A 14,575-nucleotide genomic window follows, 5' to 3' on the forward strand; every position below is an offset into this window, starting at 1 on the left:
TCAGAACCCTCCGAGGATGCCGGAGGGGAGCGGCATCCCGAGCACCATGTCGAAACCGATGTAGGCGATCGAGCTCACCGTGAGCCCGACGACGAGTCCGCCGAGATGCCTCGTCGAGCCGAAGGCGCGCGCGACGCACCAGAAGAGGAGACCTGCCGCGATGATCCACCCCAGGACCTCGAGCAGGAAGGCGAAGCCGAGGAACGACAGGACGACCCACAGCAGCGAACGCACGTCCACCCGGACGGCCCGGGCGGGAGCGGAGCCGTCGGATTCGGCATCCGCTTCGTCGCCGCCGATGACGTCGGCGCTGACCGCTGCGATGTCGGGCTGTGCCGCGCTCGTCTCGCGCATCTCCTTCACCGCCGAGACCACGAGCGCCGCGGCGAAGATGTAGAGGCCTCCGGCGATGATGGCGGGGAAGAACTGCGGCCCGGGGAACACGGCGTTGGCCGGCACCTTCATCGTGAAGATGCCCACCACCAGATAGGTGGCGAAGGCGGCGATGATCACCGGCATCGTCAGCCCCTTGAGCAAGGCGGCGATGCCGGGGCCCGAGACGAGCCGCAAGCGATCGCCGACGACGGCCGAGGTCGCGGTCGGGTTCGGGGGGAACGTCATAGTCCCATCTCCTCGTACAGGTTCGTGATGCGCTCTTCCTCGTCGTCGAGGAAGGCGGTCAGCTCGTCTCCGGTGATGATCCGCTCGGTCCAGCGGTAGCGCTCGATCGCGTCCTGCCACTCCGGGGTGGCGACAGAGTCGAGCACGAGCTCGGTCAGAGCGGTCACGTCGGCCTCATCGAGCCCCGAGGGCGCCGCGAGCATGCGCCAGTTCGACAGCGAGATGTCGTAGCCCTGCTCAGCGGCGGTGGGGATGTCGATGCCGTCGATCGGTTCCTTCGCGACGAGCGCGAGCGCCCGCAGTCGGCCCGCCTCGATCTGATCGATGTTGTCGGGGTAGCCGCCGGCGGCCGCTTTCGCGGTGCCGTTGAGGAGCGCCTGGATGGCCTCACCACCGCCGTCGGACGAGATGTAGGTCGTGTCGACGGGGTCGATGCCTGCGGCGAGGGCCAGGTCGGTGACCACGAGCTGATCGAACGATCCGCCGCCCGTCCACGGAATCGACTTCGGGTTCTCGCGCCAGGCGTTCACGAGGTCGTCGAGAGTCTCGTACGGCGAGTCGGCCGGCACGACGATGACGTCGTACTCCTCGACGACGACCGCGAGCGGAGTCACGTCGCTGAGCTTGGCGGCTGAGTCGAACTGGATTGTCGCCGCAAGCAGCCCGGTGCCGCCGACGAGCATGTTGCCCGGTTGGCCGTCGAGCACCGAGACGTTGCCGAGCGCGATCGTCCCGCCCGCGCCCGGCATGTTCACCACCTGCACGTTGTTGACGAGGCCGTTGGCCTTCTGCGCCTGCTGCAGCTCGCGGGCCACGCCGTCCCAGCCGCCGCCGGCGGCCGCGGGGGCGATGATCGTCATCGAGGCGTTGATCTCCTGGCCGGTGGCGGCCGAGGTGACCGAGCCGACCGCAGCGGTCGTGATGGCCGCCGCCGCGACGGCGCCCCCGATGATGCGGGCCGCGGTGCGCCGGCCGCGGTGCGCCGGGCGCGCGCCGGCGTCTGTCGCGCTATGCGTCATGATCACTCCATTCGCGCGGACATCGTCGTCTCCGCGAGATCGAATTAGGATGGCACTTCGCTGAGCCGCCCCCGAGCGTGGCGGCATTTGTTCTCATAGATGCGCACGGGCACGGCCCGACAGCGTCCGATCGCACGAGGAAGTGGACAGGATGCCGTTCACGGTGAGAGCGTCTGCCGCGCGCCTCGTGCTGCTCGTGCTCCCGTCGGTGGTGACCCTCGCGGCGTTGTCGGCCACGGTGGCCACAGCCCTCGCGGCGCAGGAACGGACGATCCGAGAGGCGACGACCGAACGCGTGCTCGAGGTGGCGTCGAGCCTCGCCGACCTTCCGGAGGTGCGCGAGGCCGTGACCGGGGCCACGGGAGCCGGGTCGTCGACCGACCTGGCGGATGCGGCCGACCTGGCCGATGCGACCGCGGTCCTGCAGCCGATCGCGGAGCTCGTCGGCGAGGCGGCCGGCGTCTACTACGTCGTCATCACCGACGACGAGGGTGTCCGGATCACCCACCCCCTCGCGTCCGAGCGCGGCGTGCAGGTCGAGACCGCCAACGCCTCCGTGCTCGCGGGCGAGACGTTCGTCGGCACGGAGGTCGGCGCCTCGGGGCCGTCGCTGCGCGCGAAGGTCCCGGTGCGCGGTTCGGACGGAACACCCATCGGGATGGTGGCTGTGGGGGTGCTCGAGTCCCAGATCGCCGGCGAGCTCGACGAGGCCGTCGGCGCCCTGCTGCCCTGGGCGATCGGTGCGCTCGTCGTCGCGACGCTCGCGAGCTCGATCCTGACCGCCGCGGTCGAGCGCCGGTTCCGCCGGCTGGATGTCATCGCCGCGGAGCACGCGCAGATGCGGCGGACGGCGACGGCGCTGCGCGAGCAGTCGCACGAGTTCAGCACACGGCTGCACGTCATCCACGGCCTCCTGTCGCGCGGCGACACCGACGAGGCTCGCGGATACATCGAAGACATCGCGAGCGTGCGCCGCCCCCTCGGCACCGGCGACGACGGGGCCCGCGACGACCAGCCCGTGCTCGCCGCGATGATCCCGACCGTGCGTGCCGAGCTGCACGAGATCGGGGCTCGGGTGCGCTTCGACCTCGACCTCGGCGGGGACGTCGCCCCGGACATCGACGAGGGGATCGTGTCGGTGGTCTCGAACCTGTGCCGCAACGCGGCGGAGGCGGGCGCGGCGAATGTGATCTGCGAGCTGGGCCGCCGGGGGTCCCGCATCGTGGGCTCGGTCGACGACGACGGCCCGGGTGTCGAGCCGCGCGTCGCCCGCCGCATCTTCGCGCCCGGTTACTCCTCGAAGACCGACACGACGGGCCTCGGTCGAGGCTTAGGACTGGATGTCGTACGCCGAATCGTCACGGCCCGATCGGGCTCGGTCGAGGTCGGGAGATCGGCGCTCGGGGGAGCGCGATTCGCCTTCGAGCTGGAGGCTGCGCGATGACCGGACCGATCAGGGTCCTCGTCGTCGATGACGACCGCGGTGCGCGCGCCCTCCACGCGGGATTCGTCTCCGACACACCCGGATTCGTCGTCGTCGCCACCGCGGGTACCGGCGAGGCGGCTCTCGAGCACAGCCGGTCCGGGGTCGACCTGATCCTGCTCGATATGCGGCTGCCCGGCATCAGCGGCATCGAGGTGCTCCACCGGCTGCGCACGCTCGGCGACGACGGACCCGACGTGCTGGTCATCAGCTCGTCGCAGGATCAGACCACCGTGCGTCAGGCTCTCGCGGCGCGGGTCGTCGGCTACCTCGTCAAGCCCTTCACGCAGGCCGCGCTGAGCGAGCGACTCGAACGCTATGCCGCCGACCGCGAGCGGATCGTCAGCGGCGACCGTGACGCGCTTCTGGCTCAGGGCGAGATCGACCGGCTGCTGTCGACCGGCACCATCCGAACCGCGCCGGTCGCGGCATCCGGATCGCACCGGGGGGAGGGACGGATGACGGGCGGTGGTGACCACGCCGGCCTGCCGAAGGGCCTCGCTGCGCCGACGCTCGCGCAGGTCGTCGCCGCCCTCGACCCGGTCGTCGCGCTCACGGGAGCCGAGGTGGCCGCGGCCTGCGGCATCTCTCGCGCTACCGCGAACCGCTACCTGACGCACCTGGTCGACACCGGCGTCATCCATCTCTCGCATCGCTACGGCAAACGCGGCCGTCCGCAGGTGCTGTACCGGCTCGCCCCGTCGCCCGAGCGCTGAGCGTCGCCGCGTCGTCGGCGGCTTCGGCGTGCCACCGACGCGCGGGCGTAGCCTGAACGGATGAGTACGCCCGAGGTCTTGCGATACACCGCGTTCAGCACGCGACCCGAAGGTGGGAATCCCGCCGGCGTGGTCCTGGATGCCGGCGCACTCGATGCCAGCGCCATGCAGCGCATCGCTGCCGACGTCGACTACGCCGAGACGGCCTTCGTCACCGGCACGACCGCCGACGGTGCACGCTCGGTCCGCTACTTCTCGCCCATCGCCGAGGTTCCGTTCTGCGGCCATGCGACGGTGGCCACGGCGGTCGCGCTCGCCGCGCGGGGCCAGGTCGCCTCCGACGGTGCGGTTCGTTTCGATACCCCCGTCGGCGTCGTGTCGATCGCGGTCTCGCGCGACGACGACGGCATCCGCGCGTCCTTCACCAGCATCGAGCCGTCGGTCCGCGACCTCGACGACGCCGATCTCGAGGCGATTCTCGGTCTGCTCGGCCTCACGCGGGCCGACCTCGACCCCGAGCTGCCGCCGCGGCTCGCGAACACGGGCAACACGCATCCGGTCATCGTGCTGGCAGAGCAGAGGACCTTCGACGACTTCTCGTTCGACCCCGACGCGGTTCGTGCGCTGCTCGACGACCGAGGGTGGCCCGCCACCATCACGGTGGCTCTCCGCGCCGCTTCCGATCGCTTTCAGGCCCGCAACCTGTTCCCCGTCGGCCGCATCACGGAGGACCCGGCGACGGGTTCGGCTGCCGCGTCGTTCGGCGCGTATCTGCGCGCGCTCGGCGCCGTCGACGCTCCCGCGGTCGCGGTCATCGAGCAGGGGGCCCATGTCGGCAGGCCGGGGGAGCTGACCGTCGACATCCCCGTGGAGGGCGGCATCACCGTCTCGGGTCACGCCGTCGCCATCGTCTGATCAGCTGAGCCTCGCCGCTGCAGTCACAAGCGATCGGTGCGAATCCGAGCGTTGCGGCCGCCGAGCCACCACACGAGCGGACCGGCGATCGGAAAGACGAAGATCCCGATGATCCACAGCAGCTTGCCCCCGCCGGTGTAGCGAGGCGAGGCGAGGATCGAGATCAGGCTCGAGATGAACAGGATCGCGACGACGGCAGCGACCACGGCGGATACCACGGCGACCGACGTCGTCACCCCCGGCATCCACTCGCGAGGCAGCCACTCGTCTGAGACGACGAGGAATCGTGCGGTTTCGATCATGCTTCCAGCCTCGCCCCAGGCAGGGCTCGTGTCGTGAGCCTGTCGATGGTTCTCGGCTACGCCGGCAGGATGACGTTCAATCCGCGAAGAGAGTGATCAGCGAGATCGCCACGAACGCGATGAGCGGCAGCATCAGGATGCCGAGCGCGACGGCGTTGAGCACGAGGTGGTCGCGCAGCAGGGCGAGGTACTCGCGCAGCAACGCGCTCGGCCGGTAGTAGCGGGCGGTGCGCGCGCCGATCGCGTGGCCCGGCATGCCGAGGGTCCGCAGAAGAGTGGCGGCGCGGAATGCGTGATAGTCGCTCGTCACCGCGAGCACCGGGCCCGTGATGCCGCGTTCGGTGAGGATCCGGCGGGTCAGCGTGAGATTCTCTTCGGTCGTCCGGGATACATCCTCGATGACCAGGCGTTGGGCGGGGGCGCCGAGCTCTGCGGCGTACTCCGCCATCGCGGCCGCCTCGCTCCGCGGCTCGTCTGCGCCCTGACCGCCCGAGACGACGAGCATCGCGCCGGGGGATCGCTGCAGGGTCTCCACGCCGAGCGCCACGCGTTGGGCGAGCAGCGGCGGCACGCTCCCGTCGCGGCGAAGGCCCGACCCGAGGGCGATGATCGCGGCCGGTGCTGCGCTGCGGCGCGCGATGCGCGCGTACACCGCCGACCAGCAGAGGTAGGCGACGAACCCCATCCCGACGTAGCCGATCGGACCGGCGAGCAGCAGGAGAATGACGGCGAGCTCGAACCATCCCGCCGTGACGGCGACGATGCCGAGGGCAAGGATGGCGAGAACGCCGATTCCGGCCAGGAGCGAGAGGCGGTTCGCCAGCGATCGTCCTTCGCGCTGCAGCATCACCACACCGTTGGCGAGCAGGGCGACCCCCAGCCCGATCGCGGCGAGCAGAGGGACGATGAAGACCAGCAGGAGACCGACGACGTCGTTCCCGGGAACGGCGAGCGTGGCGAGCGCCACCGTCAAGCCGAGGATGAAGGTCACCACAGCGGCGACGAGCGAGGTCGCCGCGAGCGTCAGGAGGACGCCCGGCAACATGCGGCGGGAGTCGCGGGCGGCGAGGAGTATCCCGAGCGCCGCGAAGAAGAGTGTGAAGAAGCCGGGCACGTCCTCAGCCTAGAGAGGGGGGATAAGCGCAGTCCGGTGCCGTTGTCAGGCTGTGAGCGGGGAATCGGCCCGGAGCACAGATTGGATCGGCGCTCAGCCTGTCGACGGCACGGCAAGGTCGAGCATCGCCCGGCCTGAGCGGCTGTTAGGTTCGCTGGGTGCAGAGTCTGTTCCAGCGAATCGCAGCGACTTCGGCGGCGACACCGTTCGGGGTGATCGTCGTACAGGCGATCGTGTGGGTCGGGATGTCGGCGATCTGGATTCCCTGGGCGCTCGACGGCGGCGACGTCATTCGTATCGTCCTCGCCGTCATCTCACCGTTGCTCGCGCTCTACTGGGTGGTGGCGCTGGTTTTCGGCATCCGTCGACGGCGGCTTGCGCGGGAGTCTCGCGACGACTGATCCATTCGTCGCTGGCCGTCGATGCATCCGTGTGATTGCATCGAACAGATGGATCTCTCGTGGATGTGGTTGTTGCTCATCGCGGCCGGAGCGGCGATGCAGGTCGTCTCGGTGCTCTGGTTCGAACGGCTTCGCCCGGGCATTCCCTACCCGATGTGGACATTCCCCACGCGGGAACCCGGTCGAGTGCGGGCCGTGCGCATCGTCGGGGTCGCCTTCATCATCTTCGGGTCGACCATGTTCGCCTCGTCGCTCTCGGGGCTGTGGTTTCTCGCGCCGATCGCCGTGGCGGTGGCATTCGTGCCGATGCTCGCCGCGATCTATCTCGTGAACGGCGGTTTTACCTCGAGCAGCGGGCAGCGAGCTCAGTCGGCATCATCGGCACCATCCGCGTCATCCGACTGATCGCGGCGACGCGCGTCGGCAGCGACGCCCAGCACGATCCCGAGAGAGAGGCCGATCGCGCCGCCGAGCGCGATGTTGTCGAACGCGAGCATGCCGATCGCACTGCCGAGGGGAAGGCCGAGCGCGATTCCGATTGCGACCCCGTTCGCGCCACTGCTCGCGCGATCGCTATTGCTGGCTGAGCCGTCGTTCACGAGGCGCTCCGTCGTTGTTGGGAAACGAGAAATGGCTCAGGACTGGAGGTGCCTGAGCCATTTCTGCGGTCGGATGGGGTCAGTTCGCGGCGCGGTACGCCTCGATCACGGCTGCCGGAACACGGCCGCGCTCGTTGACGGTGTGACCGTTCGAACGCGCCCATTCACGGACAGCCGTCAGGTCGAGGTCGCTCTTGTTCGCGCGCGAGGAGCGCGAACGCGAAGGCGTGTTCGCGCGGATCGAACGAGCGACGTCGACGAACGGCGCCAGAGCCTTGTAGAACTTCTCGGCGTTGTCGTCCGAGAGGTCGATCTCGTAAGCGCGTCCCTCGATCGAGAACGTGATCTGCTTTCCTTCGCCGCTCTCGAGAACGGTTCCGTCGAGATCGTCGATGAGCTGGGTGATTTGTTTGCGGGCCATGGCTGACATATTAGCGGTTCGATCGCGTTACGCATCACCACTCGACAACACTATTTCGTGTCGTCGCCAGCAAAAGACTCAGGCCTTCTGTGCGCGCGCATTGGGAACGCAATGAGTCATCTGAAGACCCGCCACGTCGCGAGGGCCGTTGTGCCCGAGATTGCGCAGTCGCTCGAGCTCGTCCTCGCTGAGCGTTTGCGACTGCAGAGGCGGCAGGTCCTTGATTTCTTCCAGCGTGATTCCCAAGCCCTCGCCGACGCGACGGCCGAGGTCGTCCTCCACCATGTAGAAGTGCCAGAGCATCCGCTCTTGGACGAGGCGAGCTGCCTGTCCGATCAGGTCGACGAAGTTCGCCACGAGGTCATCGCGCTCCCAGTCCTCCATCAGCAGGTACCGCTGTCCGGCCTGCGTGTAGTCGTTCGTCCGGGGGATCCGCTTGCGCGTCAGCCGCCCCACGATCTCCGGCCCCTGCTCGTCGTGGATCGGGTACTGGGCTTCGCGGAGCCCGCCGGTGATGGACGGCTCGTAGTTGACGTGGGGATTCTCACCGCCGTTGTCGACGTGGTACGCCATCTGTCCATCGCGGAGGTTCGTCGCCACCGTGGCGTTCTTCGGGGAATTGACCGGCAGCTGCAGGTAATTCGGACCGACGCGGTAGCGCTGAGTGTCGGAGTACGAGAACGTGCGCCCTACCAGCATCTTGTCGTCGGAGAAGTCGAGGCCGTCGACGAGGACGCCGGTGCCGAACGAGATCTGCTCGTTCTCGGCGAAGAAGTTCGACACGTTCCGGTTGAGCACCATCTTGCCGACCACGCGCGGCGGGAACTCGTTCTCGGGCCACACCTTCGTGTCGTCGAGCGGGTCGAAATCGAGCTCGGGGTGGTCGTGGTCGTCCATCATCTGCACCTGGAGCTCCCATTCGGGATACTCGCCGCGCTCGATCGCCTCGTACATATCGCGGGATGCGTGACCGAGATCACCGGCTTGCACGGCGGCGGCATCCGCTTCGGTCATCGAGCTGACGCCGACGGAGGGGATCCAGTGATACTTGACGAGCTTCGTCTCACCTTGCTCGTTGACCCATTTGTAGGTGTTGACCCCGAAACCCTGCTGGGTGCGATAGTTCGCCGGGATGCCGCGGGGGCTGAAGAGGTTCACGAGCATGTGCATCGACTCCGGCGTCTGCGACATGAAGTCGAAGATGCGCGCCGGCTCCTGCCGGAAAGTGATCGGGTCGGGCTTGAGCGAGTGAATGACGTCGGGGAACTTGATCGCGTCACGGATGAAGAAGACGCCGAGGTTATTGCCGACGAGATCCCAGTTGCCGTCTTCGGTGTAGAACTTCACGGCAAACCCGCGCGGGTCGCGCGCCGCCTCCGACGAATCGCGTCCGCCGATGACGGTCGAGAACCGGACGGCGAGGTCGGTGCGCTTGCCCGGCTCCTGGAAGAGCTTCGCGCGCGTGAACTGCGAGATGGGCTCGTCGCCCCACATGCCCGTGGCCTCGAAGTAGCCGAAAGCGACGAAGCCGCGCGCGTGCACGACCCGCTCGGGGATGCGCTCGCGGTCGAAGTGGCTGATCTTCTCGAGGAAGTGATAGTTCTCGAGCGTCGCGGGCCCGCGAGCTCCGACCGTCCGCTGATTCTGGTTGTCGTAGACGGGGTGTCCCTGTCGGGTCGTCAGCTCGGGACGGTCGTCGCCCTCAGCCGGGCCCTGGTTCGATACATCGGTCATCGCGTCCTCCGTATGGTTCGCATCGTCGTGGGGATGCGGCCGACGGTACGGGGGAGCAGATGCGGTCGGAAGGGGGTTGCGGGGGTACCGGCGTTTGTCAGTCCCGCCCTGGTCCGCGAAGTCGGGTTGAGCGCGCAGAGCGTCGGCTATCTGTTCTTCCGGCCGCGGCGCGACGGTCGCAGCAGCCTCGAGCTCAGGAACGCTCGGCTCATCCGCAGCCGGGATGTGGTGACCAGAAGTGTTGTCGTACGACGCGGCGGATCCTTCGGCCGGCGCACTGCCAAGCGGTACGTCCATGTCGAGGCAGGCATCATGAGCATGGAGATTGCTGCGTGGCCAAGAGGCGGTTGCGTTATGTGCGAGCGTTCCGACTTCTTCGGAGGCTGAGAGTTCTGACGCTGCTCCAAGGCGAGCCCCGTGGGGCTCGAGCCCCCGCAAGCAGGTTTCAGGCGCAGTCCTCGCTTTTCAGACCGCTGAGGTCCGCGGATCACTGATGTCCCACCCGCCCCACATGATGCTGATACAGTGATCGGTGCTCTTAGGACTCTCTGACCCGTGAGCGAGCGCTGCCCAGCAGCAGCCTGGAGACCACGCTCACGGCGTAGTTGACGTCGCCTCTGGTGAGGTCTTCGACGTCGCCTCCGTGGACCAGTGCGTTCCGGTACCCGCGCGTTCGTGCGATCACGTTGCGATCTCCGCTCGAGACCCGGACGCCGTCCAGCGAAGCTTGATGCCAGATCCGTTCCTGCAGGGAGCTTGAGTTGAGCTGAGCGATAGCAAACTCGACCCGACGACTTTGATCGTCGGTCAGGCCATCGACGGCTCGCTTTCTCAGCGCGCGAAGTTCGTGCTTTTGGAATGACGGCTGACGCCGCACATCGGCGGCGTAGTACTCGAGTGCTTCCCAGATCGCCGAAACGCGAATTGCGATCGGCAACTGCTCGTCTGCGGCACGGCGGAACGCGGCGAAACTCTGCGAGCTACGTTCATCGGCGGGAGCAGAAGGCGCCGCCTGTATCGTCTTGTCAAGCTGTGCCTCTCCCGCTCGCACCGGGTTGCGAAGGTCCCTAGCCCATGACCGTCCGCTCTGCATGCCCGTGACGATCGCGACAGATGACTGGCGCAGAAAACCTCGCACATCGTCCCTCCGGAATGATGCAGGAGTGCCGTCGCTACCTACGGAGGCCCCATTGCGCATCAGCACGAGGAGCCAATCGAGTGCGCGACGGATCACAGCTACTCCCTCTTCCTCTGCGTCAGACATCCAAGTGACATTCGAAACATGCGTGACCGCTATAGCCTTGGCTCCTCGGTACAGGGCCGCGAGCTCATCGACGGCGTTGGTTTGGCCCTTAAACCGGTGCAGCAAGCCTTCCGGCATCGGCAGGAGTCGGACCGAAGGGTTGAGCGTCAGAGCCGACTCGATGTCGCAGTCCAACACCGGCACGGCAACTTCGAACAGCTCCGCCGTCGGTTGTAGCTCCTTGCTAAGCTTCACACGGTCACGCGAAAATCCGGCTCCTCTGACCTGCATATTGATGAGGTCAGGCGCGCCGACTCGCGAAAGTGCAAATGGGCTGACGCCATACTCGCGGAACTCGCTGACGCTGAATACGTCGAGGATGAGAGCATTGACTTGGGTTTCCGCCGCTGTTATGGTTCCGCCGAAGTAGGGCTCCTCAGAGCCCGGCCGAAGTACGGCAACGTCCGCCAGGTAGTCGAATTGTGGGAACGGTCCACCAGTCAGTGTCAGGCGCGCATGCGGAAGACGGTCCTCCTCAAATACGACAATGTTCGAGGCGAACTCGGAGACGTCCGTCTCACCGATTCGAACAGTGAACCTCGGCTGGGAAAATCGGCTGCGGAGGTGCGCGTCTGGGCGCTTCCAATTTTCAGTCATTGGGGTCGTCGGGCGCTCGAAGACGGATCTCGTTAGCGGTCATCGCAATGCTGAGGGTTTCAACGAAAGTGACAGCGAGTGGGCTCGTCACGGAAATGGGCTGCGCCGTCTTTGCCGCAGCGCTCAGAACATCTTGAACTCGAGGCAATGCGGCGATTAGCTGCTCGACAGCTGCCTGTCGCTGGGGCGAGCGTCCCGGGATGTCACGATCGGCCCACGAATCGAAGGCGTAGCTGGCATACATTAGCGCCGCTTCCGGCAGGCCGCACTCGATAGCACGCGTCGCGCAATCGAGCCAGAGGTGCGCAGCGGGTGTTTGCAGGTGATCAGGAATACCGAGACCAGTTCCCGCTCGTCCCGATGCGCCAATCGACTGCACCGTTCGGAGGAGCAGATGCGCGGCATCGCGAACTGTCGCGAACCCTCCTGAACTCCACCAGGCTGACAGACTGGCGGTTTCGTTCTCGATGACGAGTTGACGTTGCGATGGTTCCGCGAGCACGCGCAAGGTCCCCGAGAGTCGATCGATCGCAGCGAGATACGCCATGATGGGCGCACGCGCGTCGTCATCTCGTATTCTCGCGACCTCGTCTGTCGCCAGCGGCCAGGTGATGACGACGGTGTCGTCGGCACTGCCGAGCTTGCTCAATTCGGCGGCGATGAGCGCGTGCCACTGCTGCAGGTCGGCTGCGATGGTTTCGTCTCTGATGGTTTCCGATAAGGCTGCTGACCACCTCTGTTCCGTCGTCAGGGAGAGTCGCATTGCTGCCAAGAAGAGACCGGCTGGATCGATGGCGCTCCAGTCCGGTTCGAGGGTGGATGGATCCGGCCCGACTGGGTCATCCTCAGAATGGTTCGCCCGCCCGCTCGGCTCTTCCATGGGGGTATTAACGGCTCGCAAGTCGTCTGGTTCGGTATGCGGTTGAATCACCGCAGACTTCGAGCCTGACTCTGGTTCTTGCCGAGGTGCTGCGCGCGAAGCGCGTTCCAGCGATATTGACAGCAACGGGAGGACGTCCAAGGAAAGGTCGCGCATCTGGACGGGGTGTTGTCCATCTTTGACCTCACCCAGGCGGAAAAGGATAGGACGGCCAAGACCGACCTCGGCCGCCAGCCTCTTCACGGTGACCACGGAACTAGAAATCGACTCAGAGAAGACTCGGAGTAGACACGTCTGATGTGCTTCGGCTGCGGACAGAAAGCGCTGCAGCACTCGGTCGAGTTCCTGATCCGCGACCTCTCGCAGGCCGAGCCATTCGCAAGCTGCCTGAGTGAGAACAACGATTTTCTGTGTCTGACCGATACTCACGCTTCTCGTGGTTATCTCGACCAGTGGGACGGGTTCCACCAGCGCCCGGTCACGCATGCCTTCGGAAAGTGCTGTCCATTCGGAAGTGTCCTCAAGGGAGACCCTGTGAGCGATCGCAGACACTTCAACCGGTGCGCTTGCGAGCTGTTCGGAGAACGCAGTCAGGGCTCGTAGCATCGAGAACATCGACTGATTGAGAAGCGCCAGCTTCGGCGGCGAAGTTGCGGGCGGCGGGGGCATGGCGTCCCACGCTTCTAAGACGTCGTTCCAACGCGAGCCGTTGGTGACCCAATGGATCAAGCGGAGTGCCGCATCCACATGTCGCACTTCCTCGCTCGTGACGGGGCGCATGTCCCTGATCGAGTGATCACGACCGTCGTCCACCGCGGATCCGAGCGACCAGCCTTCAAACGCGTCCATTACGTACCCCCGTCACGGATTGTAATGGTCGAACGTCGACTCGCGGCTGGCCTTGAGGCTGCAGACCCTCGTCGCCGCCGAGGGCGAGCTCGCCGCCCCCCCACCGATCCCGCCGGGTGCGCCGCGCTCGCGCGACAGTGATTCTCGCTCGACGCAAAAAGGCGAGGTTGACGAGCTTGTACATGTCGAGCGTCTGTTGTCGCGTCGTTCCAATCAGATCAAATCGAACCGTGCCCAGCTCGTCGAGCGATGGCTGGAGGCGCACCGGGCGCCGCGCTCTCGGCTTACGTCCTCGCGCGGCTCGAGCCGCAGGCACGGTCGCTGTCTCGGCCCACCGAACCGGACGATCTTGACGAGGATGACCGGGCGATCGCGCTGCAGCACGAGCTGGCAGTGATCGACCCGCACCTGCATGAGCGCCGGACTGCCAACCGCCTCAGTCGCGTGGAGGCCGAGGCGTTGAACAACGACCTTCTTGCCGCGAACGGGGTGGCGAACGGACCGACGCTCAAGCGGTATCGGGGGTCGATTCAGCGTCGTCGACCTGCGCCGGTGCGCTGAGGGCGATAGCGGCATCGCTGATTGCGAGTTGCTTGAGCCGGGATTACGCGGGTTTTCGGCCCTGCTCAAGGTGGGCCCCGTGGGGCTCGAACCCACGACCCGCGGATTAAAAGTCCGATGCTCTACCGACTGAGCTAGAGGCCCTGAGCTTCCCAGCTTAGTAGCCGCGGCGGGGGCCCCAAACCGCCCGACACCCGACCCGCCGACATCCGTCCGGACACGACAAAGCCGCCGGTGTGCTCGCACCGGCGGCTTCGCCTCGGCCACGGAGATACCGAGGCCGTGCCGCGGGAACCCCTCACCGCGGCTGTTCGGGTCACATCGGGGGCATCAGCACCGTGTCGATGAGGTAGACCGTGGCGTTGGCCGTCGTGACGCCACCGCAGATGACCGCGGCGCTGTCGTTGACCATGATGTTGTCGCCCGAGCCGGTGACGGTCAGGTCGGCACCGTTGACGGTGGTGTGGGTGCCGTCGATCTCGTCGGGCGCGATCTGGCCGGGCACGACGTGGTAGGTGAGGATCGACGTGAGGGTCGCCGAGTCGGTCTTCAGCGACTCGATGGTGGCGGGGTCGATCTTCGCGAAAGCGTCGTCGACGGGAGCGAAGACGGTGAACTCGTCACCGTTCAGCGTGTCGACGAGGTCGACGTCAGGGTTGAGCTGTCCGCTGACGGCGGCGACGAGGGTGGTGAGCAGCGGGTTGTTCGAGGCTGCGGTGGCCACCGGGTCCTGAGCCATGCCGGCGACCGAGCCGGATCCGTCCGGAACGGCTGCGGCGTAGTCGGCACAGCCGGGGCCGACGAGGTTGGCGGCCGGGTCCATCGAAGCGTCGGGCGAAGCCGTCTCCATGGGAGCGGCGGACGACGAGGGGGCCTCGGTCTCCTCGGTCATGGTGTCACCCGATCCCGACGAGCAGGCCGACAGAGCGAGGGCTCCGGCGAAGCCGAGGGCCAGGGCAGCAGTGAACTTCTTCTTGGTGCTGAGCATGATTGCCTCCGTGTGTTCTCCGCCGTGGGTCCGTCCCCGGCGTCGAGGGTTCTTCGGAGGCCCCCACCGATC

Annotated in this window: 16 protein-coding genes and 1 tRNA gene; 6 read left to right on the plus strand and 11 right to left on the minus strand. The window is 66.7% G+C overall.

The genetic code is table 11. The features are described from left to right. On the minus strand, nucleotides 1–621 hold the full coding sequence (locus ABIC53_RS02560; RefSeq protein WP_274178702.1) for a tripartite tricarboxylate transporter TctB family protein: 621 nt from the start codon (nucleotides 619–621) through the stop codon (nucleotides 1–3). Continuing rightward, entirely contained in the window at nucleotides 618–1,640 is a 1,023-nt protein-coding gene (locus tag ABIC53_RS02565) for a tripartite tricarboxylate transporter substrate binding protein (protein WP_354450229.1), read from the minus strand. Before ABIC53_RS02565 ends, ABIC53_RS02560 begins: the two co-directional genes overlap by 4 nt. A 163-nt stretch (nucleotides 1,641–1,803) precedes the next feature. Between ABIC53_RS02565 and ABIC53_RS02570 the strand changes: the two genes are divergently transcribed. Genes ABIC53_RS02570 through ABIC53_RS02580 form a run of 3 tightly spaced genes read left to right on the plus strand, consistent with a single transcriptional unit; the run spans nucleotide 1,804 to nucleotide 4,754 of the window. Next, on the plus strand, nucleotides 1,804–3,084 hold the full coding sequence (locus tag ABIC53_RS02570; protein ID WP_354450231.1) for a sensor histidine kinase: 1,281 nt from the start codon (nucleotides 1,804–1,806) through the stop codon (nucleotides 3,082–3,084). Continuing rightward, on the plus strand, nucleotides 3,081–3,839 hold the full coding sequence (locus tag ABIC53_RS02575; RefSeq protein ID WP_112617160.1) for a response regulator: 759 nt from the start codon (nucleotides 3,081–3,083) through the stop codon (nucleotides 3,837–3,839). The genes ABIC53_RS02570 and ABIC53_RS02575 overlap by 4 nt, the downstream gene beginning before the upstream one ends. Nucleotides 3,840–3,899: 60 nt before the next feature. Next, entirely contained in the window at nucleotides 3,900–4,754 is an 855-nt protein-coding gene (locus tag ABIC53_RS02580; RefSeq protein ID WP_354450233.1) for a PhzF family phenazine biosynthesis protein, read from the plus strand. Between the two features lie 23 nt (nucleotides 4,755–4,777). On the opposite strand, the gene ABIC53_RS02585 is transcribed toward ABIC53_RS02580, so the two are convergent. Both ABIC53_RS02585 and ABIC53_RS02590 read right to left on the minus strand, forming a co-directional pair. After that, nucleotides 4,778–5,056 carry a PLDc N-terminal domain-containing protein gene (locus tag ABIC53_RS02585; protein WP_274178698.1) on the minus strand — a complete coding sequence of 93 codons (279 nt, stop codon included), beginning with the start codon at nucleotides 5,054–5,056 and terminating at the stop codon, nucleotides 4,778–4,780. Nucleotides 5,057–5,132: 76 nt separating this feature from the next. Beyond that, the gene (locus ABIC53_RS02590; RefSeq protein WP_354450235.1) at nucleotides 5,133–6,170 is read right to left on the minus strand and encodes a YdcF family protein; all 1,038 of its coding nucleotides are present in this window, start codon (nucleotides 6,168–6,170) and stop codon (nucleotides 5,133–5,135) included. Nucleotides 6,171–6,328: 158 nt separating this feature from the next. On the opposite strand from ABIC53_RS02590, the gene ABIC53_RS02595 reads away from it, so the two are divergent. Beyond that, nucleotides 6,329–6,571 (plus strand): hypothetical protein, encoded by a 243-nt coding sequence (locus ABIC53_RS02595; RefSeq protein ID WP_071917863.1) that lies wholly within the window; start codon nucleotides 6,329–6,331, stop codon nucleotides 6,569–6,571. A gap of 48 nt (nucleotides 6,572–6,619) precedes the next feature. Continuing rightward, nucleotides 6,620–6,976 (plus strand): hypothetical protein, encoded by a 357-nt coding sequence (locus ABIC53_RS02600; RefSeq protein WP_354450237.1) that lies wholly within the window; start codon nucleotides 6,620–6,622, stop codon nucleotides 6,974–6,976. Here ABIC53_RS02600 and ABIC53_RS02605 read toward each other — a convergent pair. From ABIC53_RS02605 to ABIC53_RS02625, 5 genes are all read right to left on the minus strand, one after another. Next, entirely contained in the window at nucleotides 6,937–7,170 is a 234-nt protein-coding gene (locus tag ABIC53_RS02605; RefSeq protein WP_064955024.1) for a glycine zipper domain-containing protein, read from the minus strand. The genes ABIC53_RS02600 and ABIC53_RS02605 overlap by 40 nt on opposite strands. Before the next feature lie 79 nt (nucleotides 7,171–7,249). Beyond that, entirely contained in the window at nucleotides 7,250–7,591 is a 342-nt protein-coding gene (locus tag ABIC53_RS02610; RefSeq protein ID WP_036305878.1) for a histone-like nucleoid-structuring protein Lsr2, read from the minus strand. A 78-nt stretch (nucleotides 7,592–7,669) separates the two neighbouring features. Next, nucleotides 7,670–9,325, minus strand: coding sequence for a catalase (locus tag ABIC53_RS02615; RefSeq protein WP_354450240.1), 1,656 nt, complete (start codon nucleotides 9,323–9,325; stop codon nucleotides 7,670–7,672). A gap of 538 nt (nucleotides 9,326–9,863) precedes the next feature. Further along, nucleotides 9,864–11,225, minus strand: coding sequence for a hypothetical protein (locus ABIC53_RS02620; protein ID WP_354450242.1), 1,362 nt, complete (start codon nucleotides 11,223–11,225; stop codon nucleotides 9,864–9,866). Beyond that, complete coding sequence (locus ABIC53_RS02625) at nucleotides 11,218–12,954, minus strand: hypothetical protein (protein WP_354450244.1); 1,737 nt, start codon at nucleotides 12,952–12,954, stop codon at nucleotides 11,218–11,220. Before ABIC53_RS02625 ends, ABIC53_RS02620 begins: the two co-directional genes overlap by 8 nt. 249 nt (nucleotides 12,955–13,203) lie before the next feature. On the opposite strand from ABIC53_RS02625, the gene ABIC53_RS02630 reads away from it, so the two are divergent. Then, the gene (locus tag ABIC53_RS02630; protein ID WP_354450246.1) at nucleotides 13,204–13,515 is read left to right on the plus strand and encodes a hypothetical protein; all 312 of its coding nucleotides are present in this window, start codon (nucleotides 13,204–13,206) and stop codon (nucleotides 13,513–13,515) included. A 71-nt stretch (nucleotides 13,516–13,586) separates the two neighbouring features. Here ABIC53_RS02630 and ABIC53_RS02635 read toward each other — a convergent pair. Both ABIC53_RS02635 and ABIC53_RS02640 read right to left on the minus strand, forming a co-directional pair. Then, nucleotides 13,587–13,659 (minus strand) — tRNA-Lys (locus ABIC53_RS02635). Nucleotides 13,660–13,831: 172 nt separating this feature from the next. Further along, complete coding sequence (locus ABIC53_RS02640) at nucleotides 13,832–14,503, minus strand: fasciclin domain-containing protein (RefSeq protein WP_274178683.1); 672 nt, start codon at nucleotides 14,501–14,503, stop codon at nucleotides 13,832–13,834. Nucleotides 14,504–14,575 lie beyond the last annotated feature (72 nt).

This window comes from Microbacterium sp. 1262 (genome assembly GCF_040544895.1).
GTDB classification, from domain to species: domain Bacteria; phylum Actinomycetota; class Actinomycetes; order Actinomycetales; family Microbacteriaceae; genus Microbacterium; species Microbacterium plantarum.

What these genes read in the sequence shown, in the direction of transcription:
- ABIC53_RS02610 (WP_036305878.1), bottom strand. Translation starts at nt 7,591, where the DNA reads ATGGCCCGCAAACAAATCACCCAGCTCATCGACGATCTCGACGGAACC.
- ABIC53_RS02565 (WP_354450229.1), bottom strand. Translation starts at nt 1,640, where the DNA reads ATGACGCATAGCGCGACAGACGCCGGCGCGCGCCCGGCGCACCGCGGC.
- ABIC53_RS02620 (WP_354450242.1), bottom strand. Translation starts at nt 11,225, where the DNA reads ATGACTGAAAATTGGAAGCGCCCAGACGCGCACCTCCGCAGCCGATTT.
- ABIC53_RS02615 (WP_354450240.1), bottom strand. Translation starts at nt 9,325, where the DNA reads ATGACCGATGTATCGAACCAGGGCCCGGCTGAGGGCGACGACCGTCCC.
- ABIC53_RS02625 (WP_354450244.1), bottom strand. Translation starts at nt 12,954, where the DNA reads ATGGACGCGTTTGAAGGCTGGTCGCTCGGATCCGCGGTGGACGACGGT.
- ABIC53_RS02580 (WP_354450233.1), top strand. Translation starts at nt 3,900, where the DNA reads ATGAGTACGCCCGAGGTCTTGCGATACACCGCGTTCAGCACGCGACCC.
- ABIC53_RS02640 (WP_274178683.1), bottom strand. Translation starts at nt 14,503, where the DNA reads ATGCTCAGCACCAAGAAGAAGTTCACTGCTGCCCTGGCCCTCGGCTTC.
- ABIC53_RS02600 (WP_354450237.1), top strand. Translation starts at nt 6,620, where the DNA reads ATGGATCTCTCGTGGATGTGGTTGTTGCTCATCGCGGCCGGAGCGGCG.
- ABIC53_RS02575 (WP_112617160.1), top strand. Translation starts at nt 3,081, where the DNA reads ATGACCGGACCGATCAGGGTCCTCGTCGTCGATGACGACCGCGGTGCG.
- ABIC53_RS02630 (WP_354450246.1), top strand. Translation starts at nt 13,204, where the DNA reads ATGGCTGGAGGCGCACCGGGCGCCGCGCTCTCGGCTTACGTCCTCGCG.
- ABIC53_RS02585 (WP_274178698.1), bottom strand. Translation starts at nt 5,056, where the DNA reads ATGATCGAAACCGCACGATTCCTCGTCGTCTCAGACGAGTGGCTGCCT.
- ABIC53_RS02560 (WP_274178702.1), bottom strand. Translation starts at nt 621, where the DNA reads ATGACGTTCCCCCCGAACCCGACCGCGACCTCGGCCGTCGTCGGCGAT.